This is a genomic window from Nostoc sp. C96 (genome assembly GCF_059384975.1).
This window is the reverse complement of record NZ_CM182020.1, coordinates 3,233,505-3,257,201: the sequence shown is the minus strand read 5'-3', so window position 1 is coordinate 3,257,201 and position 23,697 is coordinate 3,233,505. Positions and strand designations below refer to the sequence as shown.

The following is a 23,697-nucleotide window of genomic DNA, read 5'->3' as shown; positions in this document are numbered from 1 at the left end:
CTGAAGTTTGAATAATCAAACAGAGTTCTGCCATTACAAAATAAACCACTTTTAGCAAAACTTTTTTCCGCCAGTCTGAATTACAAATTCAATTACCAGCCTTTGCCCGTGGGAGCGACTCATCCTATGTCTGCACTTCTTTTTTTAGCCACACTATCACAAATTACTCAACCAGTTACCCTAATTCCTAACTCTTACCAACTGGCTATTCAAAATATTACTGCGCCTATCGCCAATACTCTGCTATCAACAAGTCCACAACAAATTTTAGAACAGGGTATTCAAATTTACCAATCAGAAGAGTTTACAGAAGCTGCAAGGTTATTCCAACAGGCCGCGGGAAGCTTTCAGGTTCAAGGAGATCATCTAAATCAAGCCCTAGCATTAAACTATTTGGCATTGGCTCATCAGCAAGTAGGGCAATTACCCCAGGCTCAGAAAGCGATCGCAGAGAGTTTAGCATTATTAAAAGTTGCTCGACAAAGCGATTCTCGTGAGTATTTATCGATACTTGCCCAAGCGCTGAACACTCAAGGACAAGTGCAACTAGCATCAGGACATTCCCAAGAAGCATTAACCAGTTGGGAGCAAGCCACAGCTATATATAGCAAAATGGGTGATGATGCCGGGAAGATAGGTAGCCAACTCAATCAAACTCAGGCATTGCAAGCATTAGGACTGTATCGCCGCGCCAAAATCACCTTAATTCAAGTAAATCAAGTTTTGCAAAAACAACCAGCTTCTCCTCTAAAAGCCACAGGACTACTGAATTTAGGTAATACCTTGCGGTTAGTAGGGGATTTAACTCAAGAAGATATTCAGGTAAAAGATTTAGACCAACTTGGCTCTTTACAAGTGTTAGAGCAAAGTTTATCCATAGCCCAACAAGTATATCCCCAATTAATTCCCGAAATTTATTTGAGTTTAGGAAACACTGCCCAAGCATTGAGTTTAGGTAAAAGTCCCGACGAGAAAAGTCAGAGAATTACACAAGCTTTAGATTATTACCAAAAAGCTGCCTTTACAAAATCACCCTTAACTAGGGTACAGGCACAACTCAATCAGATGCACCTGTTTATAGATCAGCAAAAATGGCATCAAGTACAAAGTTTGTGGCCGGAAATTCAGCAACAACTGAATACTGCACCCACAAGTCGCAAAACCATTTATGCGCGGATTAACTTTGCTCAGAGTTTGACATGTTTTAAACAGCTAACTGAACCTGCCAAAATGGGAATAAATGCTGGTTGTCCTAAGAATGAGCTAGTAGCAGATGCTAGTTTGAGTAATGTAAAAAGCTTGGATGGGGCGAATGTGGAATGGAAAGCGATAGCCCAAATTATTGCTACCGCTGTTGACCAAGCCAAAACCCTCAAGGATACGCGGGCGGAAGCTTATGCTTTAGGGACATTAGGTAATTTGTATGAGCAAACTCACCAGTGGTCAGAAGCGCAACAACTTACCCAACAAGCATTAAAATTAGCTGAAGGTATTGGTGCAACTGATATTGCCTATCGTTGGCATTGGCAATTAGGCCGAATTCTCAAAGCGCAAGATAATCCCCAACGCAACGAACAAGGGGCGATCGCGTCTTACACCAAAGCCGTGAACATTCTCAAGTTGTTGCGGAGTGATTTAGTCGCCATTAACCGCGAAGTGCAGTTTTCCTTTCAAGAGGGAGTTGAGCCTGTTTATCGAGAACTAGTGAGTTTACTGCTGCAAAATTCGCCATATCAAGACAATTCTGAAGCCAGCCAAAAAAATCTCAAAACTGCCAGGGATGTAATTGAGTCATTGCAATTAGCAGAATTAGACAACTTCTTTCGCAAAGCTTGTTTAGATGCTAAACCTGTGCAGATTGATGAAATTGATCGTACAGCCGCAGTGATTTATCCGATTATTTTGAGCGATCGCTTGGAAGTAATTGTTTCTTTACCCAACAAGTTAAAGAGCCAAAAACAGAACTTGTTATTACGTCCCAAACCAATTCCAGTTTCTCAAACAGAAGTAGAAAAGACTATCCAGAAACTCCGAGCAACATTGGTAACACGCTCAACTCGTGACTTTTTACCTGTTTCCCAAAAAGTTTATAACTGGTTAATTAGAGATATTGAACCTCAATTACAAGCATATAAAGTGCAGAACTTGGTGTTTGTTTTAGATGGAACACTGCGGAGTGTACCGATGGCTGCACTGCATGATGGCAAACAATATCTCATTCAGAAGGGATATAACATTGCGCTGACACCTGGGTTACACCTGTTACCTAACCGTTCCTTAGCCAGACAAAAACCGCGTACCATTGCGGCGGGAATTACAGAAGCGCTAGGAACCTTTGAAGGACTACCCAGTGTCAAAAACGAAATTGCGACAATTCAACAAGAAGTACCAGCAAAAGTGCTGCTCGACAGCCAATTTACCAAAATAGCTTTAGAAAAAGCCATCAAGTCATTTTCTGCACCTGTAGTTCACCTTGCAACCCACGGTCAGTTTGCTTCCAACGCCGAAGACACATACATTTTGACTTGGAAAAATTCTCAAGAGAAAGACCCAGCTTTATCAAGCGATCGCGTTAACGTCAACGAATTGAGTTCTTTATTGCAAAGCAGAGAGACAAGTCAAAGAAATGCGATCGAGTTATTAGTTCTGAGCGCTTGTCAAACCGCTAGTGGCGATAAACGTGCTGGCTTAGGAATTGCAGGATTTGCTCTGCGTTCTGGAGCGCGTAGTACATTAGCAACATTATGGAGTGTAGACGATCAAGCTACTGCAACCATTATGGGTGAGTTTTATAAGCAGTTTGCTAATACTAAAGAGAGTAAAGCCGAAGCTTTAAAACGCGCTCAAATGTTACTTTTGACAGATCCTGAGTATAAGCATCCTTACTATTGGGCCCCTTACGTTTTAGTAGGCAACTGGTTATAAATCAAATTGATTATTCTCGGAATTCATCTTCAATATTCTCTTTGATTCAGCTACATCTGTCTTCAGTAGGGTTAAACTCTAAATCTGTGTTTGATAAGGTGACTAATGGCAACATAAATCACCAATAAATTCGTTATGACCTATACTCAAACCAGCGATCCCACCATTCGTAAATGTCTCCAATCTTGGCGACAATTGGATGTAGATCAACAACTAGGTTTATTCTGGTTCATCTATAAAGAAATGGGTGGTGCTGTAACTCCTGCGGCTCCTGCGGCTAGTACTGTTTCTCCAGAAATTGCCGAAGGGTTATTTAATCAAGTTAAAGAATTAAGTCACGAAGAACAACTACAAATTCAGCGGGACTTGATTAATAAAGCAGACACTCAAATTGGCCGAGAATATGGTTCTTTGGGCGATACCACCAAGTTACTATTTTGGTACCGTCTATCTCAAGGAATGGATAGCAATGTAATTATTCCTGTACCTGCTGGTTATCGCCTTCCCTCAGAAGCTGAAGCCCTGTTAAACCAAGTTAAAGAATTACCTTTTGAACAGCAAATAAACCTTTTCCGTGATTATGTTTCTCCAATGGGTGCTGAACCTAAAGGTGGTGCAGAAATTTAATAACCAGCATTGAGAACTACCGCTTTGTTGGCTTTTTATAAAGACTAACATCTAGACCCACAGATAAACACAGAGTAAATATAATATTTACTCTGTGTAATTTTTTGGTTGCTCATTAGGATAGTTACACCCTAAATTCGTAACGCCCTTTGTTTTGTATCTCATACTTTAAATTGTCTCTTCACAAGTTGCATCTATCTGACGAGTGGTTGAAAAATTTTGTTTTTTTATTAATAAGTGACTAATGTTTTAATCTGTTAATCACAGATGTGAAATATCTCTATAAAAAAGTAAAACCCTAGGACTGGGAAACCCTAGGGCTTGTAACCTGACCACCTTTACTTTATTTATAATTTATAAAAAATTTTAGTGTTAGTTTACGATGGACTTAAAGATGTGTTTTATGTCTGAGAAAATAACTCAAAAATATAGTAATCTGCTTTGATTCTTGAAATAATTTGCGTAGGAAGGGAATAGTAAATAGATAAAAAGGAGTAAAAGTTGATTGAGTTCAGAAAATTAAAGATAAAATCTCTGAGCTTATGTCCAAAGATGTAATTATAAAAGCTTGATTGCTGGCAATAAATAAGGAAAAATAAAAGCATCATGATACATGATTGTAGCCAATTACAGTGACAGAAAGCCTAACCAAAGTCCGCAATTGCGGACTTTTTATTTATTGTTCTAGATATCTTTTAGCTTCTTGACTGCAAGAATGAGACAAATCAAATAAAAACATAGCCAATTGCAGACAGCTAATGGTAGAAAGCTATTAGCGATTTGCAAGTAACTTTTATGACAAATTTTCTCCAGCCGCCAAGATTACGCATTGGTGAAGAAGATAGTGAGGAAGAAAGACGCGCCACTTGGCTAGAACTTTTTTATGATTTGGTGTTTGTGGTTGCAGTCTCGCAAGTAGCGCATAATCTGAAAGAAGATATTTCACTATCGGGATTACTGGGATTTGTTGTTTTGTTTATCCCGATTTGGTGGTCATGGATTGGAACGACATTTTACGCTAACCGCTTTGATAGTGATGATGTTGTACATCGGTTGCTGGTTGGGGTGCAAATGTTAACAGCGGCGGGGATGGCTGTAAATATTCACCACGGCTTAGGAGAAAGTTCTTCGGGTTTCGCCTTGGCTTATGCACTTGGTCGGGCTGTGTTGGTGGTGGAGTATGTGCGGGCGGGGATACATATTCCGTCGGCGCGTCCTTTAACAACTCGTTATGCGATTGGTTTTGCGATCGCATCTTTGATTTGGTTAAGTTCCGCATTTTTGCCAGTTCCTTGGCGATTTGCACTCTGGGGCGTAGGAATTGTGATTGATTTTGGGACACCATTAACCGCCCGTAAGCACCAGATTGGCTTGCTTCCGCACGCCTCCCATTTACCAGAACGTTTTGGATTGTTCACAATTATTGTGTTGGGAGAAGCGATTATTGCAGTGGTTAACGGTGTTTCAGAGCAAAAATGGCAGGTCTTAACTGTAATTTCTGCGATTTTTGGTCTGATGATCGCGTTTAGTTGGTGGTGGGTTTATTTTGATAATTTAGGGGGAACACCAATTGAAACCGCACGCACACAAGGAAAAGTTGGGACTGTTAATATCTGGCTTTATACCCATTTACCATTAGTGATTGGAATTGCGGCTACTGGAGTTGGTGTAGAAGAAATTTTGGTCAGTCAGCCAACTATAGCGTTAGCAGATCCGCAAAGATGGTTGATTTGTGGTTCAGTAGCATTATGCTCGTTAGCAGTGGGTATTCTGCATCGATATGGCGTGATTCGATATTGTAAGATTCGTTCTATGTATCGCTTGGTTGGTGCAGTTGTGTTGTTGGCGATCGCATTTTTTGGCAAAGGTTTATTACCTGTTGCAGTTATCGCCTTAGTAGCTTTAGTTTCTGCTGTACAAGTGATTCAAGATTTGTATCAGAGTCGCCCGAATAATCGTTTGGCCGATCCAGAAATTTAAAAGTGCTGAGTAAAGCAACCCAGTATTAGGATTAATCTGCGATCGCCCACCTTACATAAGGACGAGAAGTGGTTACAGTTTTGTAACTAATGAGAGTGTCTGGTACTGGAATTTTCTGCAAGTCTACACGGAAATATGCCTTTTTATTTTTGAATTGCACATTATAAAAAGGATATTCCTGACTTTGGGTTTGACCAACACAAGTAGCGTAGTTATTGCGTAAAGGTGAAACGAACTCTACAAAATGTTGATTCTTTGATGGAATTAATTTAGTTGTATCGGCAAAAGCTCTAGTATCGGCAATTACAGTATGTTCAGCACCGCCTTCATAAGGTAGCGTCAACCACCACAAACCAACAGTCTGCGGACAAGTTCCGGTTGTACGTTGCACTTTTAATTGCACATTGGGTTCAGCTAGTGGACTTTGTGAAGGTTGTGCTTGCGCTGTAGAGGCGATCGCTACTGCTGTAACTAAAGGGCATAAAATACCTGCAAAAATTGTCAATCTTGCCAACTTATACATAACTCAAAATGTTTATCAGACTAACTATTACTCATAAATTGACTTGGCAAATGTAGCAAAAGTGCCTAATTAATTTGATTTATTCCTAACGTGTTTTCAGTTACAGTTACGACCTAAGAAACAACGCAACAATATTGTTAATTACGACAAATTACGCATTCCTACCATCAGCTGTCTCATGAAACCTCGAATTATTGTTTGCGGCTTAGGGCGTACTGGATATAAAATCTTTCGTCTGCTGAGACAGCAGGGCGCATCGGTTATTGGTATCCATCACAAACCAATCCCTGGCGAATGTTCACCAGATGTAATTATTGGTAACTTACACGCAGCAGCAACTCTCACTGCTGCGGGAATTCACCAAGCACATACTTTGGTGATCGCGGGTTCTGAAGATACGTTGAATTTATCAATTATGATGCAGGCGCGGGTATTAAATCCACGACTTCGCATTATTAACCGCTTTTATAATACAAATCTGGGTGAACGTTTAGATCAAACTCTTCCAGAACATTTGAGTATGAGTGTTGTAGGGTTAGCCGCACCACTCTTTACATTTGCGGCTTTAGGAAATCAAGCCATAGGACAAATCAAATTATTTGATCAAACTTGGCCTGTGCAAGAAGAATATATTGATGAAAACCATCCTTGGTTGGGGTGGAATTTAAGTAATTTGTGGGAAGAACCCGCAGGAATGCCCATTTATTATTTACCTGTGCGCGGGGAAATGAATTTAATTGAAGGGGTGCTATCTGGGCAAGAATTACAAGTAGGCGATCGCTTAATCATAGCGATTCAACCGCGTATTCGTTCTATCCGCAGGTCGTTAATTAAAAAAGTTCTAAAAGTTTGTACCAGTCTGCGCCAGTTTCAGCAACATGGCAAATCGGTGGTGATTGGTGCGATTGTGTTAATGGTAATTATCGCGATCGCCACAGTCACTTATCGGTCTACAGAACTGAGTTTATCTCTAGTTGATGCTTTGTATTTTTCTGTTGGTATGATCACTGGCGCAGGCGGTAACGATAAAGTTGTCGAAAATGCCCCTAATAGTATCAAGTTATTCACCATTGTAATTATGTTAATTGGCGCAGTGGTGATTGGGATTTGGTACGCCATGCTAACGGATTTTGTCTTAGGGAACCGCTTCAAGCAATTTTGGGATGCAGCCAGAATTCCTCAACGCCATCATTATATTGTCTGCGGTTTAAGTGGCATTGGCAGCAAAATTGTCCAGCAACTTCATACTAGTGGATATGAAGTCATCGTTATAGAAACAGATTCTAATAATAAGTATGTTAACTCGGTGCGCGGGTTGGGTATTCCTGTAATTCAAGGTGATGCTAGTTTCCGTACTATTTTGCAAACCATTAATATCACCACTGCGGCGGCGGTGTTAGCTGTAACTAGTAATGATGCAACTAACTTAGAAATTGCCCTTAAAGCCAAAGGGATAGCCCCAAAAATTCCGGTAATTGTCCATTATGCTGACCCCGATTTTGCGAGGATGGCGCAACAAGTTTTTGATTTTGAAGCTGTCCTCAGTCCCGCAGAACTAGCCGCGCCAGCTTTTGCTGCGGCTGCTTTAGGTGGGCGCATTCTCGGTAATGGCATCACCGCTGATAAACTTTGGGTAGCCTTCGCCACATTAATTACACCATCACATCCCTTTTGCGGTCAATTGATTAAAGAAATAGCCGTGTCTGCTGACTTTGTACCGTTATATGTAGAAACCAACTCTCAACGTGTCCAAGGTTGGGAATTACTGACAACACAGCTGGCGGAGGGAGATATTTTATATTTAACAATGCCTGCTAATCGGTTATATCAATTGTGGCGGGAAGATCGAGTATCGCAGAAGAGTTAGGAAAAGAAAGGGTATAGCGGTTTAGGGGTATAATTTTTGCGATCGCTCTCATTATGATTGTGATGCTTGAAAGATGAATTGCGATCGCTCACATTGTAATTGTGATGCTTGAAAGATGAATTGCGATCGCACTCATTGTAATTGTGATAGTTGAAAGATGAAATGCGATCGCTTACATTGTGATTGTGATGGTGGAAATATCAATTGCGATCGCTCTCATTGCGATTGTGATGCTTGAAAGATGAATTGCGATTGCTCACATTGTGATTGTGATGCTTGAAAGATGAATTGCGATCGCTCACACTGCAATTGCCAACTTAAATTTCTCGTCGGAGACTTATTTTAGCTACCTGGGGAAACCAGCAGTTTAGTTTTACCGATTCGCATTTTAGGCGATCGCATCTGCAATACTTGTAAAAAAGCGATATTGCCTAATTTTCTTCTCTTGACTCTTCTTGAGAGACATCTGCTAATTTTACCTGTAATTTTTGTACTTGCTCTACTGTTAACCCAGTAATTCGCGCTACCGTTTCCACTGATAAACCTTCACGTAGAGAGTTAACTGCTACTTTCTCTAATGCTTTTTTTTCCCAGCTTGTGATAATTTCCATATATTCTTCCTTTTTATCTAATCCCATTGTAGTAATTACCGCCCTAAAAGTTTGTTCTTCGGCTTCATTTAAATTTAAATCAGTATCAACAAAGCCGGAAATCAATTGCATTCTTGCAGGATCTAATTTTAGAGTAGTTAATAGCCGCAAACATTCTGCTTTCACCTGCGGACGTTCTGCTGGTGAAATATTCATTTTGGACATTAGTGCTGCTGCAACTGGGTTTTGTTGATTTAAATAATCGCGCCAACTAATTCTATTTAATTGAATTGCGGCAAATTCAAATTTGAGTACATCTAAATCAGGAAAGGTAATGCTATGCGTTTGTGGTTCTTGTTTTAGTGGTTCATCAAAAGAGAAAATTACGACGGGGTAGATTGGTAAATCATATTTTTCGTAAAGTCTTGCAAAATATTTAAACATTCGTTTTGCAAAATCTTGCTGTGTATAAGATTGAGCTTCAACATGAATTAAGAAGAAAGTATCTTGTTCTCGATATTTTACTTTTGCAAGTAAATCTATGATTTTTTTATCTCCCGCAGTCACATCGACAAGTAATTGTTCTGGTAAAAATTGAATCGAGTCCTTATTTATATCACCAGCAACAGCAGGAAGAAATAGCTCAATGAATTCAGTGAAAAATGTAGAAATTAATTCTTTAAATAAACGATCATGATCGATTGACATAATTTGGTAGTATTAATTCTCTTCTTCTAGTAATTGTTCAATATATTTCTGCACTAAAGGCACTTGAAAAGCATTACCTTCTTGAGTCAAAATTTCTTTGCGGGTGAGTCTTCGTACTGTTCCTCTATCTTGTGGTGTGGGAGTTTCGCCTTGAATTATTCGCTGAAGTAAATTGCGGTCATTCTCTGTTAAATTATTCCAGATTTCCCGAAAATATTGATCGCCTCGCTCTAGCACAATGGTAATAATTTCTTGTACATTTTGCGCGGTGGCTTTTACCGTCTCTAGTTCACGGCGATTTGCTCTAATATCTTTGTTTAAAAATTCTACTAACTCATAACACATCAACTGCACAAGATAAGGTTGACAGCAAGTTAGTTGAATAATTAAATTTACAGCACTTGATTCATAAATATTAGAAAAATCTTCGATAGGACAGGTAATTAATTCACGCGCTTCAGACTCTTGCAAATAACTCATTCGCAAGGCGCGAGTGTTAATTAAATAATCAGTCCAGTAAGGTTCAAGTTCTGATAATTGATGAGAACCACTAAAGAGCAAAATCCATTGTTTTTGATGTTGCAGCAAATTGCGAATAAAGTTGAGTGGCGCACGGCTGTTTGTAGCTGTAACTACCTCGCTCAAGCGTTCATATTCATCTAAACATAAAAGAAATCGCTTACCAGAATTGCTACGTTCGATTTCTGCTAACCAAGTTTGCAATGCGGGAAATGGATCTTCAGCTAATTTATAAGCATCTGGAGTTGGTAAGTGTATTTTGCGGGGTAAGCGGCGTGCAGTATTGATAATTTGCTGAGATAGATTTTCGGCAAATCCTTTAAGTGTTGTGGCTGATGCTGCACCTTGTAAATCTACCAACAAAGGAACGATATTAGGGACAACTTTGTCAGGTAAATATTTGAGTGCAGAAGTTTTACCAGTTCTGCGCCCACCGTAGAGTAATAAAACTGGTGGCTGGTCGGAAAGTGTTAAAGTTTCAATTTCTCGGAATATATCAATTCGCCCTTTAAAGCGATTTGTAGCTGTTGCGGGTTCTAAGGAATTACCAGCAATGTAAACTTGGCGAATTTCTTGTGATTGTTTTGCTGTTTCTGCTAAAGTGCGTTGTGCTGTTTCTAATATTGTTAGCCAACGGTTTGTAATGCTGCCAAATTGAGTAGCTAATGAAGAATTTTTTGCAAAAGCTAGAAGATTTTTTAGTTCGTACAAAGAATCAATAGGAAGTTGTAATAACTCATACTGACGGTAAAGTGAAGTTGCTTCTTGTGATGCTCGTACGCCTTGGCTAATATCTAAAAACTGGGGCAGAATTGTCCCAAGTTCTGATGGCGGTGGTGACGGAATCCAAGTTAGTTCATAAGAAATATCGGCAATGTCTCCTAATCTTCGGCATTGGTTGAGAATATTTATAGCAATTTTGATAATTGCTTGTGTTGCAACTTTTTGTTGGTTAGTAGATGTAATTAAATAATCAATAGTTTTACGAGCAATGACTGGGTTTTCTGCGTAAGCCTCTACAATCATCCTATCCATGAAAGGCAGAGGTAAAAAAATTAATTCATCAAACCAAGGAGGCAAATATTGTAAATAACTTCCTGAACTTTGCCAGCGAGAAATAAAAAAAGTAATGAACATCCAAATCAATTCCGGCAACCAAAAGTAAACTCTTATTACACCAAAAAACCACGCCACGCCAACCGCCACGCCAACCGCCACGCCAACCGCCTCGCCTCCCACCGCGCCGAACGCCATGCCAACCGCCTCGCCTCCCGCCACGCCGAATGCCACGCCGAATGCCACGCTAACCGTCACGCCGAATGCCACGCCGAATGCCACGCCAACCGTCACGCCAACCGCTACACCTCCCGCCACGCCGAACGCCACGCCGAACGTCACGCCTAACGCCATGCCTAACAAAAATATAGCTGCTAAAAATACAGTAAAGATGGCAACAACTAAAATAACTAATCTATTTCTATAGCTAACACGGTCTAGAACCCTTCCTATTAGCCAGCCCAACAAAAAAATCAAGCTTCTGAACCAGTTAAAAGATTCGCCACTAACTAGTGTGAAAACTGGTGCAACTAGCAATACAGCAAATATTGGCGCTAATGCGGTTAACCACCAAATTTGCCCAGCATAGCGACGTAAACGCGGATTGCTGCGAAACTCAGCTTGTTTATCAAAGGGATCATTTCTCGGTTTTAATTCTGGATGGATATCGCGTAGCCAGCGTTCAAAGGTAAAAGGCTTGAAGTAAATCCAATACAAAAGGCGCAGACATTCAGCTACATAATTCCACAAGCCTGATTTTGGTGAGGTTTGGCTCATATCATGTTCTGTAAATAATTTGTTTTATGTCATTGTGAGGCGTAGTGAAGTGTAGTTTGGGTTAAGGAATAGAAACTCAACTATAGTTAAGACTTTGTTGGGTTATGCTATTGCTCCACCCAACCTAATTTTTTATTTAATCCCTAATTGGTCACGCACAAAATCCCAAACTTCATTCCAATTGATGACGCGTGTAAACACCAAAATAACCATTACTAAAATTGCCATTCCTTTAATCCAGCTACTCACATCATCTACAGTTCCGCCCAGAAATTTAACTACGCGCCCTAGACGTACTGGTAAATTCCAAACTAACCAACGCAGCCCACGCCACCATCGGCGCGAATCTAACCGAGACTGTGGTAAGCGCCGAGATTGTTGAACAAAATGAGTTTTTACCCAGTTTTCATCGTGTCCCTGCTGACGTGCTTCACACACCAAGCCTCCTGCTATTTGCAGTAAAAATGGATGACTCCCAGCTAACTGCTGAGTTAAACGCTGTTCATCCATACTTAAAGCAGGTGCAGCATTATTCACTGTACTAGCTGGTAGGCGGAGCAAATCTTTGACTTCATCTTCTTGCAGTTCTCCCAATTTAATCACATGACCTAAATTGAAAAAAGAAGAAGTTAATTGATGTTTTTTGCTGTAAAAATCTAATTGATGTTGTGAAGCGATTACCAACATCACAGAGTTGTGATTCATCAAAGAACGCAAGTTGTTGTAAAAGTCATTATTAAATTCGCTCTTGTTGTCAAATAAAGTTTTGAAATCATCTAAACATAAAACTGGTAATACACCTTGCCTTTTCCATTCTCTGATTGCATCAGAAAAAGCTACACGGTCAAGGGGTCTAATTCTTAAAGGGTCACTTAAAGCTGGGTTAGTCGCTACACTAGAAAAATTGAGTAACTCTTGCGCCACTGCTAAATAAAAATTTTCCTCTCGTTGACAATGTACACTTTGCAAGGAAAGGTAAATTACAACGTAGCGGCTAGGGTTCTGCACTCGCTGTTCCCAAGTTAGAAAAAAGTGATACAGCAGCGAAGATTTACCAATGCGCTTTTCACCCACAATGTTAATACTTGTCGGCTGTGCGCCACTCATCCGAGATGCGATCGCGTGTAATTCATCCTTCCTACCAACAAACAATCTGGGGTCTTCAATCATTCCCGCACCCACAAACGGGTTAGCAGGCAGCGATCCAGAAGTCATGTAAAATTTTATATGAGTTTAATTTATTTCAGTGTAATTGCTTAAAAGCATAGCATTATATTTTGTTCGGTAAAAGACTCATCATCAAAGGCGCAAAAGTTGCAAGGAAAGCAGACATTACAATTGAGATGGTGAAAAGATGAAATGCGATCGCTCACATTGTAATTGTGATGGTGAAAAGATGAAATGCGATCGCTCACATTGTGATTGTGATGGTTGAAAGATGAATTGCGATCGCCCACATTGCTATTGTGATGGTTGAAAGATGAAATGCGATCGCTCACATTATGATTGTGACGGTGGAAATAACAAATGCGATCGCTCACATTATGATTGTGATGATGGAAAGATGAATTGCGATCGCAAAACATCTACAAACGATAGCCGACGCTGAAGTAAAAACCATCATCTTGGGCATTTGTCCCTCGGTCATCTAAGTCTATCAAGGGATATCCGTAATCAAGTTTGATATCAAGCTGCGGTATGGGTTGAAATAATACGCCGAGTCCGATACCTGCAATAAATTTCTGACGTTGTAAGGTATTCGGATTATCATCCACATTCCAGACGTAAGCCATATCAAAGAATGGCGCAATTTGCAGTGTTGAATTACCAGATGCGTCTCGTTGTACTGTTAAACGGTCTTCGATAGTCAAGCGTACACCGTTATCGCCAGCGCGGACATTTTGGCGATAACCGCGGACTGATTGACCGCCACCCACAACAAACTGCTGGGCTGGTAACAAAGCATTGGGTGTAAGTTGTAACTCAGCTTGGGCAACTAATATATTATCTGTACTTAGACGTTGCACTCGCTGGGCTTGTGCTAACCAACTAAAAAATTGCCCATCGGGAATTGGACTGGGATTGCTAGTAGCATCAAATATACCAAGACCGAAACTAAATAGCGATCGCAATGCCCAAGCACCATTAATATCCCGAATTACATAATCTTGACCAAATTTAATCACACGGGTGCGACTATTCCCTTCATCATCTGGGCCAAAACCAAAGGGTGTTGGCCCTGCAAAGGTAAAAGTTTGACCATTCTGCACTGCAAAACCCAGAGATAAAGCAAATTCTTCACGGGGTGTTCTAATTAGTGGTTGTCTAAAACTAATTTCATACAGTTGCGATTCTCCACTGATATCAAAAGCCGCAAATGGTTCTTCCACAACATTTGTATCATTAAATGAGGTTCGCAGTTGTAGAGTCCCATCCATCGGGTTGAGTGGGAGGCGATAATTAAAGTCAAAAACATTTGCGCCACCCCTAGTTGTTAAATAATAGGCAGCACTAAATTCATCACCCAGACCAGAAAGATTGCGATAACTAGCATTCACGCCCAATCTTTCCGAACCAATGCTAGGAGGAGAATAATTATCAACAGTCAACGCTGCATTAAAGGGTTGTGCTTCAGTCACGCGCACAATCAAAATACTTTGACCAACACCACTACCCGCCCGTAAACTAGCTTCCACGTTAGCAAATAAAGGGTCAGCCCGGAGTAATCTTAATTGGTCTTCTAATGCAGATGTCAAAAGCGGCTTACCTGCGCCTAAAGCTACACGACTACGCACATATTCAGGATTTAACCGTCTTGTACCTTGAACCTCAATTTTTTCGATTCTCCCTTCAATGACTCGGATTTCTACTACACCATTGTTCACAGTTTGGTCTACAACAATTGCCCTAGACGTGATGTAACCTTGGTCAAGGTACACTTGAGTGATGGCATCAGCAGCTTTGCGGAGTTCTTCGACTGTAACTTCACGCCCTTCTACAGTCTGAGTAATGGTTTTAAATCTCTCTGGGCGAAAAACTGTACTCCCTGTGACGTTGATTTTCTCTACCTTAATAGTTTGAGAAGCTTCTGTAGGTTGAGTTTCGGGAGTTGGTGTTGGTGTTGGTTGTATGGGTGGTTGTGACTCTGGCGGTAAAGGTTCGGGTGTTGTTCCTGGCTGAGGAAAGCGGTCTTGATTAGGGTTTCCTTCGGAATTGGGTGCTTGTGCAAATGATGGCAAAGTTAAAATTACACAAGCACAACTAAAAATCAAGCTAGTAGATAGCCAATGTATATATTTTTTGAATAAACCAAAATAAATTGCAGATTGTAAATTTGACATTTTAAATTTTGTCTATAAAAAATCATTCCTATGTAAGATTTATTGTTTCTGGTTTTGCTATATTGTGTCACTTTTTTATTATTTTTTAATGTACTTCTCCAATTAAATTAAATCCTCCCCAATATTTGGCATTAGGATACTGCTTCATTGTGGCTAACATCGCTTTTTGTAATGCTTGGGCTTTGTTAGGGTTCTGCTTTAACTGGCGATAAAATTCAGTAGTTAGCATAGATGTCGGTATATCTGTTGCTGCCCATTGTGAGACAATCACACTAGGAACACCAGATGCCATCAATGCTAGAGATAAACTCAGTACACCATTACCCATACTACCTTGTCCGGTTTCCCCAGCACTGATAAAGGCTAACTTAGCACGCAAACGCTTACCTTTTGGTTGATTGTACAAGTTGAGAATTTCGCTGGCGGTGAGTAGTCCGTTATTTTCTCCAGCTAAGGCGATACCTCCGGGGCTACCTTGTCTTTTGATATCATCTAAAACACTATATGTTGCCAGATGAATGAGTTTTGCTTTGGGTAATAAAGGTAAAATTGCTGCCTTTGTGGCTTGGCTACCAATTAAAGCCTTAGTTTTAAATAAATCAGCAACAGCTAAAGCTTCTTGTTCTGCATTGATTAATTGTGGTAAAGGCTGGGGTGTAGCGTTAATTGAGTGAGCGATTTTCGGCATGGTAGGATTGCCCACAACAACAACTTTACTACCACCTGTTCTACCTCGTTGTTCTTTTGCTAATTTGAGTATTTGAATTGCTGGTACAGTTGAAATGGGATGTTTTTCAATTAAATATTTGCCAGAAATATCAACCAATGCTGGAAAGGGAACAAACCATAAATCATCTTGGGGAATGAATATGATTTGGGCTGTAGGATTTTCCGGTAATAAATCAGCAATTGGCTTGATGAATAATTGATGTAACTGCAACAAAGGATTAACAAGTTTTTTACCTTGATTCTCTTGACTATTGACACCTAGATAATTAGGAATACTAGCAACTATTTCAGAGATGGAATTAACTGAATCAAATGTATTTTCCGGTATTGGTTTGATTTTACGGAATGTAATTTTCCCTGTGGGTTGAATTACCCAAGTATATAAGCCATCATCAGGAATGATAGTATATTTCACTAGAGTAGCTTTTTGCTCTTTAGCAATTTTTTGAATGTCGGTAACTGTCGGTAATATAATTGATTTAGGCGCGATTTTAAGATTATTATCTTTTGCTTCAGAAGCTAACCGCATTCCTAATAATTGGAAGGATGCCATGATACTACTTTGTTCAGAGATTTCTAATGCGGACTCTGGCTGATTTTGAGTAATCAAAACTTGTTGTAGTAAGTTATATGTATTCCTTTGTTCCGCCGCATAATCAATTGTGTTACCTAACTCTAAACGTAAAGATGTCCAATTTTTAATACTTGCTTGTAGCGTAGTTTCAGCATCATCTAATTTACTAGAGTTTAAATAAACAAAAGCTAAGTTATTTAAGGCTATACCTTGAGTGTAATTATCTTTATTAGCTTTAGCAAAGTCTAGCTGTTCTTGATATAATGCAATTGCTTTATCGTAATCTTTAGCAAAAGTATAAATGCGTCCTAACTGTCTGATGACTTCAGATTTTTGAGATTTATCTGTAAGTTTTAGCTGTTGTTGATAAAAAGCGATCGCAGCTTGAAAATCCCCTTGAGTTTGATAGATTTCGGCTATTCGTTTAAAGGTTAAACTGACGAGGGTATTATTGTTTAATTCTTGGGCTAATTTTAGCTGTTGTTGATAAATTGCGATCGCCTGGGGATATTGTCCTAATTGACGATAAGTTGCAGCGAGGTTCTGTAAGGCATCAATTTGCAGTTGATAGTTATTATTTGCCTTAGCAGTTGTGAATTGTTGGGAATAAAAAGCAATCGCTTGTTTATACTCAGTTGCAGCATCATGGTCTAAACCAACATTACCTAAAAAAGCTGCTTCTCTATCGGGATTACCAATATCTTTTTTGAGTGCTGTTGCTTGTTCTTGATATTTTTTAGCTAACTTTTCATCGCCCAGATTAGTATATGTATTGCTGAGATGTTCAAAAATTTGCACTGTCATTGATTGATTAACAAAGTCTTGAGTTAGCTGTAAACTTTGTTTGTAAAAATTAATCGCAGTTCTATATCTACCGAGAGTAAAGTAAGCGTCACCAATGCGAAATAGTGCGGTGGCTTCTCCAGTGCGATCGCCTATTGTTTGATATAGTCTAAGTGACTCTTGTAAGGATGATAATGCTGATTTAAACTGTCCGTTGGTTAGTTGTCTGTTACCAAGATTTAAGAGTAAGTTAGCACGATATTGTTGTGCGTCTATTGGTTGGTTGGAGTTGGCGGAAAGTGGTAAAAGTAGCAGGGAAGTTAAGATTATTGTTAAAAATAGATGGGGTTTCATAGTATTTTTTATCTTACGCATAGACGCGGTAGCGGCTTCTCGAAAAGTAGGCGCAAAGAAGAAAAATTTGCTTTTAATCAAATCCTGGTGGTAGTTCTAAGGGTGAGAGTTTGTCTGGTTGAGAAGGTGTCGGTGAATTTGGGTTAGGTGATGTATTGTTACCTGAAGATGGGGAAGTACCAGGCAGTTGTGTAGGTTGTGTTGCGGGTGGTGGGGGTATAGCTGGAATTTGGGTTTTTGCACCTTCTAGTTGTGGTAGTTGTGGTTGATTGGTTGTTGAGTTAGGCGGTAAAAAAGTTTCAATGGTGACGGAACGACTAACTTTTTCACCAGTAGAATTAGTAACTTGTAAAGTAATTATTTCGCTACCGGGTTGTTGATTAACTGGGTAAGGTATTGTACCGTTACGAGGGATATCTCCTGGCGCGGGAAGAAGTTCGACTTTAATATTATTGCTACCTTCGACTTTCCAAGATAAGTTGAGAGGTTTATTAGGTTTGAGTGGATTAATTCCTATGGGATATTTTGGTAATGGGTTATTCCCATCAATTTTAAATTCGATAATTTTGCTGGGTAAAGGTTGGACTTTTACTAAGTCTGCTTTTTGCGAAATGCTTGGTTTATCTGTATCGGTTTTAGTAAATACTTGTATTTCAAATATATAGTCTCCTGCGCCGCGATTATCAGCAGGAACATTGCGACAGTTTAATTGATTTTCTTGCTGGGTACAGAAAGTTTTTAGTGTGTCGGGAATACCTTGGCTGACATTATAAGTTTGTTGTGGACTATTAACTAAATTTTCTGGCGATCGCCCAATAATGCGTAATTCTTTTAATCTATCTAAATCATTGACTTTCCAATTGAGGCGAATTGTATCTGGTCTAATTTTGGTATCACTATTTTTAACTTCTTGATAAACAGATTGTGCTGGAGAAAATTGTAGAAGTTGCGGTGGGGGAATCGGGATAATTTTAATCGTATTCGTTTTAATTGTGTCGGCGGGCAAGTCTGGATTATCATTAGCAAATGCTTGCATTTGAAAAATGTAATCTCCTGATTTACGCGCATCAGTCGGCACATTAGCACAAGTTAATACTGCACCCATTTGACAAAATGGTTGTAGTTCTGCGGGAAGTTTACCATTAAAGGTATAAACTACAGGTTGCACCGCTGCTGTACCATCAGCAAATAAACCCGTTAACGATAATGTTTGCAATTTTTTGGGGTGGCGAATTTGCCAACTTAAGCGAATAAAATCGCCATTCGATGCTTGATAAGTCGCATCAGAAGAGAGAAATTGCAAGATTTTCGGAACTGCTGGGGGACGGAATAACCACAGCCAAATCAAAAATGCGATCGCTGCTACACTACCTATAACTGTCAACAATACAAGTAAAAATTGCCACCAAGGACGCGGTTCCCAAATTAAACTTCCTGGTAAAGCGGGATTAGGTAAAGGTATTTGTTGCTGATCTACTAATTCAATGCGAAAGTTAAGTAATCTCCCCGCGCCAAACATCGGACGATACCACCATTTCACAGGTGCCACTGTCACTTTTGTCGACACTTTTTCTCCCGGTAATACGCGCAACAAAGCCGGAGAAGTTACGTAAGTACACACCTTATCTTCATCTATAGGAACTGCTTCACAAGCAATTTCTCTGACAGTGTTACCCGCATTCGTCAACTTAACTTCAAAAGTTCCGCCTTTGCGTCTCACTCGATTTACCACTATCAGCATCTCTGCATTTAGCAAATAAGACGGCAAAATTTCCCAATATATGACATCCAATAGCATCAAATCGGGATTGTTGGCAGAATACAAGCGGATGCTAGGGTAGTAAAGTCCGGCATTTGCGCCTAGTGATGGCTGAAATTGAAGTAAGATTTCTCCTTTTTCGCCTGGGTTGAGATTTAAACCCATGTTGGGGATAACAAGTCCCGCCGTTTCCAAACCTTCGGGATAGCGGATACTCACCCATTCTTCAGGTAAATCAAGACAACTGAGGCGAAATCTATCTACCCTATCAGAACGGTTGTGGACATTAACATTAACTTGTAAGATTCCGCCAGGGAGAATTTTGGCAGGCGATCGCGAACTCGTTAAAGGTAGTAAGCTAAAAGTCGGGTCACTAACTCTAACTACAGTTTCAATTGCTGGTAAAACCTGAATTTTTGCCCCATGTCGAATTGGCGTATCTTCGGGATAATGCAACGGTGCATCCACAACAATTGAATAGTTGTAAGTGCTAGGAATTGCCGTTACAGGTACTTGAAATTCAAATAACACCTCACCCACAGAATTTGGACTCAGTGCTAACCTTTGCTTAGGCGCGTCACACCATTGAATTAATTGTGGTGATAATTCATCAATAAAAATATCAATTAAAGCACTTTCTTGACCTTTATTAGTAACCGTTACATTCAGGTCAAAATTTCCCCCAGCTTGAACGGCGTAATCCCCAGAAGGATTAAAAATAACTGCTAGAGGATTTCCAGGCGCAAGGGTTTGTTGTAGGTTTTGCTGTTGAATGCCGCGTTTAGCCGCTAAATTAACCTTGTATTTTACCTCACCGGAAGTTAAGACTTGCTGAACAAAACCTTCTTCAACTAATTCATCTAATAAAGCTAAAGTAGCTTGTTGATTTAAATCTAAATGAAGTGATACTTGCGTAAGAGAAGCACTATCTGAATGCTTAATTAACCACTGCACAATTTTGCGCTGTTGTGGTGGCAGAGTCAACACATCTGCCATACTCAAACCGAGTTGGGAATTGCTAGTTCTCGAATTTATGGCAGTCATATCTTACCCCCAAAAAAGTAAAAAGTAAAAAGTAAAAAGTAAAAAATAATTCTAACTGCGTCTATTAGCGTTAATTATTATTCCTTACAACCAATATTTTTATTTAAATCTCGAATATCTAACCTCACTTTATGATCGTCATTACCACTAATAATTAAAATTTTATTTTTCACAACTTTAATATCTACACTATTAAATCTTTGTCTTTCCGAACGGATAGGTTGACCAACAGGAGATATTCTTCTACCTTCTTTAGTTAATGGCCATAGCATTACTCGATTATCGTCACCACCACTAACTAAATAGCAACCATCTCGACTAAACGCCACAGAACGCACTGCTTTACCACCATGACCATCAGACCATTTATCTATAACTTGACACTGACCATTATTTTTACTCAGACATTGTTGCATATTCCATAAAGTAATTTGCCCCATATTATCTGCTGTTGCTAATAAACTTGGTTTATATTCCGCACTATCTACACTGACAATATAATCATTTTGACTACCGGGAGGATTATATGGAACTTTCCATAGTTTATTTTGGGAAAAATTCCATATAGCTAAGTTATTGTATCTACCACCGATTACTAAATTTTGTTTATCATTGCCAGCTAAAGTTAAACTATAAATAGGAAAGTTCACATCTTTGCAATCAACAAGAAATTTAACATCTTTGCAACTATCATTTTTTGTTAAACTTTGATGATCATCTAACAGAGCGCTATCTACATCCCATTGCAAAACTAAACCACTACCATGACCACTGAATAAATAGTGTGAATCTTGACTAAATTCTAAACCTAGAACACGGTCTGCTTTATCATTTGAAAAAGTAACTTTTGGCTTTTTCGTACCGCCAAGCACATCCCAAATTTGGATTTCACCATTTTCTAAACCTGCTGCTACCACGTCATTATCCACAGGTTTATAGCGCACAACCCGAACAGATTTACCTATATTTTTAGCCATCCTCCCATCATCTTGATTAACGAAAGGATTAGTAAAACCAGCAATCTTCCATCTGATAATACTTTGGTCTTGAGAACTGCTAACAGCGCGATCGCCTACTCCATTAAACTGCACAAATGTCACAGCACGACGATGGCCAAAAAATGGGTTGTTGGGATTGAGCCATGATAAAAACCAGAGTAGATATAACAGCAAAATTCCTAATCCCATCTGTAGCCAAGGATGTAAAATAGGATGAAGAATTAGTTGTAAATATTGATTCTCGTTGTTAATATTTACGCGGGTATCTGATGCAATAGCCTTGATTTTAAATGCTAGTTTTTGCCGAAAACCTAACCACCTGCGCCGCTGACTGACTAATAGTTGTAAATTATTATTTTCTCCGGGGTTTAATTCTATAAATTCTGGTTGAACTTCCCAAAAACATTTACGCTTGCCTTCCGAGTCTTCTTTGACTTCAATACTTATCTTTTGAGTCAAATTACTATGATTTTGGCATTCAAGTTGGTAAGTTGCCGAATTAACTCTCAACTGAGGTAGCCAAGTACGAAATGCAGGTATATGTTGTTTTTCTGGAGTGCATTGAAAGTCAATCAATCCGGCTGGATTAACATTAATTATGCCTTCTCGACTACTAGATGGAAGTCCGTTAAGATAATTAGCTTCAATAGTAAAAGGATATGCTTGACTCGGTACTTCTTCCGCAATTGGTAACTGACATAAAAATGAAGTCTCTGCTTTATTACCTGGTGGAACTGGTAATAGTTTTTCATCCCCATTAATAAACCATTGGGGTTTAAGTCCAATCGGTTTTAAAGAAACACTCGCAGGTAATTGACTAGGATTAAAAACCCGCACTGGAATCTCAATTGTTCCCTGTGGTTGAGTTGTAAATTCTCGTATTGGTAACTCAACCTGCATCGGTACAGCACCAACACCTGCTTCAACTATCAACCGTAGTAATTGTCTGTCCTCATCTCTTAATTCCAGCGAAAAAATTCGCACTATCAAATTCATTTTGCCGATAAAACCAGCAACAGGCGTATTAATAATTGTGACTTCAAATTTTGTACTATCCCCTGGCGGATTTTTCGCACTCACCGCAGGTTTAATACTGTACCAATTAGACCCTAAACTTTCACTACTGCCAGCTGCAATGATTTCGATTTGAAAAGAAGCAAACTGATTGCTTTCATTAACTACAGTCACTTCAAAAGAAGCTGGTGAACCACCTGGTTGAAAGTTCAATACTTGTGTAGAAATTTTAGTGTTAACGAGATTAACTGCCATATAAAAAAGTTAAAAGTTAAAAGGCAAAAGTTAAGAAATTATTCTAATTTATTGAAAATATTTTTTAAAGCATCAGGTTTAGTTGAGACAGGAATCGCAGTTTGTTGTCTTAATTGCGTCATTCGCTTTCTATTCCAAGCAAAATTGAGAATATTAATGCCTAATTCTTGGGCGGTGCGAATCGTTTCTCGTGTTAAAGTTAACTTTTCATCTAATCCCCAAGCCAGTGATAAATCACCAATAACTAAAACAATGCCACCTGCAACTAAAATTTGCAGATGCTTTTGATTTATAGCTGGTAAAGCAGCAAATAAAAATGGTTGTGTTCTTAATGGATGATATTTATCAAGTCGGCGTAAATCTTCTAAAGGTGTGCCTAAACTTTCCGTAATTTCTAAAACACTTTCTAATCTATCAACTGCATCGGGGGGTGATTCTACTAATAAAATTCCTCCACTATCTAGATAACTTTTGAGATTAGCTAATTCTTGCATATTTAAAATTACTGGTTCACTCCCAGTACTAAATAGCAAATCATAATTAATTGCTATTGTTGGGTCTATGAGTGGAAAATTTAAGCGGGGAATTTGTTCATCTCCTTGGAGAGTATAGGTGAGACTTTCGGTGTATCTTAATAAGGAAGCGAGATTAGCAAAACTATTACCTTCCTTAGTTTCCTGGGTATCAAGATGCGCCACTTTTACCACCGCCGTAGGACGCGATCGCGCAATTTTCCGATAACGAAAATCCAAACTATTCAAACTAGGATAAAATACATCTTGGGGATTTTCTAAAGTTACTAATCCCGGTTGTAATAATATTCGGCATAACTCCACCTCACAAGCATCAGGCGGTGTTGTTTTTTCATCAATCCGAAAAGTTTCTGCTTCAAATTCACTAACTTGTTTGCGTTGTAAAGTATCTGGATCTACATAACGCACTACTAAATAAATGAGTTGGGGTTTTTCTTCTCTAATATCAGCTGATATATGAAAATCTATCGGTTGCGGAACAACAATCGGATTTCCATTCACATCAATTGCAATTCCTGGTTGAATTTGTAACCATCGCCCATCGTTATATTGTGATGGTACATCCTTCGGTGCAGGAATCAAACTTATCCCCAAACCCTGAACTATTCCCGGTTCATTAAGTGATTGATAATGAATATTTTGTCGTTGACGGTGATAATCATGCGATCGCTTCCACCGTTCAGCGTTAATCAATAAACCGTCTTGAATTTGTAGTCGTTCTAGGGGGTGAATTTCCATAAT

Annotated in this window: 14 protein-coding genes; 4 read left to right on the top strand and 10 right to left on the bottom strand. The window is 39.3% G+C overall.

Features of this window, described 5'->3' with window-relative positions:
* Window positions 1–126 precede the first annotated feature (126 nt).
* The 3 genes from AC504W_RS13860 to AC504W_RS13850 all read left to right on the top strand — a co-directional run bounded on the left by AC504W_RS13860 (window position 127) and on the right by AC504W_RS13850 (window position 5,532).
* Window positions 127–2,925, top strand: a complete 2,799-nt coding sequence (locus AC504W_RS13860) for a CHAT domain-containing protein (RefSeq protein WP_494878383.1) — start codon at window positions 127–129, stop codon at window positions 2,923–2,925.
* Between the two features lie 135 nt (window positions 2,926–3,060).
* Window positions 3,061–3,552, top strand: a complete 492-nt coding sequence (locus AC504W_RS13855) for an orange carotenoid protein N-terminal domain-containing protein (protein WP_494878382.1) — start codon at window positions 3,061–3,063, stop codon at window positions 3,550–3,552.
* A gap of 795 nt (window positions 3,553–4,347) precedes the next feature.
* Window positions 4,348–5,532, top strand: coding sequence for a low temperature requirement protein A (locus AC504W_RS13850; RefSeq protein ID WP_494878381.1), 1,185 nt, complete (start codon window positions 4,348–4,350; stop codon window positions 5,530–5,532).
* A gap of 31 nt (window positions 5,533–5,563) precedes the next feature.
* Here the strand turns inward: AC504W_RS13850 and AC504W_RS13845 are convergent, their stop codons facing one another.
* The gene (locus AC504W_RS13845; protein WP_494878379.1) at window positions 5,564–6,055 is read right to left on the bottom strand and encodes a hypothetical protein; all 492 of its coding nucleotides are present in this window, start codon (window positions 6,053–6,055) and stop codon (window positions 5,564–5,566) included.
* Between the two features lie 178 nt (window positions 6,056–6,233).
* Here AC504W_RS13845 and AC504W_RS13840 point away from each other — a divergent pair, with 178 nt between their 5' ends.
* Complete coding sequence (locus tag AC504W_RS13840) at window positions 6,234–7,922, top strand: NAD-binding protein (protein WP_494878378.1); 1,689 nt, start codon at window positions 6,234–6,236, stop codon at window positions 7,920–7,922.
* A gap of 431 nt (window positions 7,923–8,353) precedes the next feature.
* Here the strand turns inward: AC504W_RS13840 and AC504W_RS13835 are convergent, their stop codons facing one another.
* The 9 genes from AC504W_RS13835 to AC504W_RS13795 all read right to left on the bottom strand — a co-directional run bounded on the left by AC504W_RS13835 (window position 8,354) and on the right by AC504W_RS13795 (window position 23,694).
* The gene (locus AC504W_RS13835) at window positions 8,354–9,220 is read right to left on the bottom strand and encodes an Rpn family recombination-promoting nuclease/putative transposase (RefSeq protein ID WP_494878377.1); all 867 of its coding nucleotides are present in this window, start codon (window positions 9,218–9,220) and stop codon (window positions 8,354–8,356) included.
* Between the two features lie 12 nt (window positions 9,221–9,232).
* A complete protein-coding gene (locus AC504W_RS13830) occupies window positions 9,233–11,572 on the bottom strand; it encodes an nSTAND1 domain-containing NTPase (RefSeq protein WP_494878376.1) in 2,340 nt (779 codons plus the stop codon).
* 132 nt (window positions 11,573–11,704) lie between these two features.
* Window positions 11,705–12,787 carry an AAA-like domain-containing protein gene (locus AC504W_RS13825; protein ID WP_494878375.1) on the bottom strand — a complete coding sequence of 361 codons (1,083 nt, stop codon included), beginning with the start codon at window positions 12,785–12,787 and terminating at the stop codon, window positions 11,705–11,707.
* A gap of 41 nt (window positions 12,788–12,828) precedes the next feature.
* Complete coding sequence (locus AC504W_RS13820) at window positions 12,829–13,158, bottom strand: hypothetical protein (protein WP_494878373.1); 330 nt, start codon at window positions 13,156–13,158, stop codon at window positions 12,829–12,831.
* On the bottom strand, window positions 13,159–14,913 hold the full coding sequence (locus AC504W_RS13815; RefSeq protein ID WP_494878371.1) for a ShlB/FhaC/HecB family hemolysin secretion/activation protein: 1,755 nt from the start codon (window positions 14,911–14,913) through the stop codon (window positions 13,159–13,161). It abuts the gene before it with no gap.
* Between the two features lie 85 nt (window positions 14,914–14,998).
* On the bottom strand, window positions 14,999–17,353 hold the full coding sequence (locus AC504W_RS13810) for a CHAT domain-containing protein (RefSeq protein WP_494878369.1): 2,355 nt from the start codon (window positions 17,351–17,353) through the stop codon (window positions 14,999–15,001).
* Window positions 17,354–17,426: 73 nt separating this feature from the next.
* The gene (locus AC504W_RS13805) at window positions 17,427–20,156 is read right to left on the bottom strand and encodes a hypothetical protein (RefSeq protein WP_494878367.1); all 2,730 of its coding nucleotides are present in this window, start codon (window positions 20,154–20,156) and stop codon (window positions 17,427–17,429) included.
* A gap of 77 nt (window positions 20,157–20,233) precedes the next feature.
* Entirely contained in the window at window positions 20,234–22,423 is a 2,190-nt protein-coding gene (locus tag AC504W_RS13800; protein WP_494878365.1) for a hypothetical protein, read from the bottom strand.
* Between the two features lie 38 nt (window positions 22,424–22,461).
* Window positions 22,462–23,694: a DUF4159 domain-containing protein gene (locus AC504W_RS13795; RefSeq protein ID WP_494878364.1), complete on the bottom strand. Its 1,233-nt coding sequence runs from the start codon at window positions 23,692–23,694 to the stop codon at window positions 22,462–22,464.
* Window positions 23,695–23,697 lie beyond the last annotated feature (3 nt).

Bases quoted from the DNA above. Each gene is read 5' to 3' on its own strand.
- AC504W_RS13815 (WP_494878371.1), bottom strand. From the start codon at position 14,913: ATGTCAAATTTACAATCTGCAATTTATTTTGGTTTATTCAAAAAATAT.
- AC504W_RS13860 (WP_494878383.1), top strand. From the start codon at position 127: ATGTCTGCACTTCTTTTTTTAGCCACACTATCACAAATTACTCAACCA.
- AC504W_RS13830 (WP_494878376.1), bottom strand. From the start codon at position 11,572: ATGAGCCAAACCTCACCAAAATCAGGCTTGTGGAATTATGTAGCTGAA.
- AC504W_RS13810 (WP_494878369.1), bottom strand. From the start codon at position 17,353: ATGAAACCCCATCTATTTTTAACAATAATCTTAACTTCCCTGCTACTT.
- AC504W_RS13825 (WP_494878375.1), bottom strand. From the start codon at position 12,787: ATGACTTCTGGATCGCTGCCTGCTAACCCGTTTGTGGGTGCGGGAATG.
- AC504W_RS13850 (WP_494878381.1), top strand. From the start codon at position 4,348: ATGACAAATTTTCTCCAGCCGCCAAGATTACGCATTGGTGAAGAAGAT.
- AC504W_RS13840 (WP_494878378.1), top strand. From the start codon at position 6,234: ATGAAACCTCGAATTATTGTTTGCGGCTTAGGGCGTACTGGATATAAA.
- AC504W_RS13835 (WP_494878377.1), bottom strand. From the start codon at position 9,220: ATGTCAATCGATCATGATCGTTTATTTAAAGAATTAATTTCTACATTT.
- AC504W_RS13855 (WP_494878382.1), top strand. From the start codon at position 3,061: ATGACCTATACTCAAACCAGCGATCCCACCATTCGTAAATGTCTCCAA.
- AC504W_RS13845 (WP_494878379.1), bottom strand. From the start codon at position 6,055: ATGTATAAGTTGGCAAGATTGACAATTTTTGCAGGTATTTTATGCCCT.
- AC504W_RS13805 (WP_494878367.1), bottom strand. From the start codon at position 20,156: ATGACTGCCATAAATTCGAGAACTAGCAATTCCCAACTCGGTTTGAGT.
- AC504W_RS13795 (WP_494878364.1), bottom strand. From the start codon at position 23,694: ATGGAAATTCACCCCCTAGAACGACTACAAATTCAAGACGGTTTATTG.
- AC504W_RS13800 (WP_494878365.1), bottom strand. From the start codon at position 22,423: ATGGCAGTTAATCTCGTTAACACTAAAATTTCTACACAAGTATTGAAC.
- AC504W_RS13820 (WP_494878373.1), bottom strand. From the start codon at position 13,158: ATGTTTTGCGATCGCAATTCATCTTTCCATCATCACAATCATAATGTG.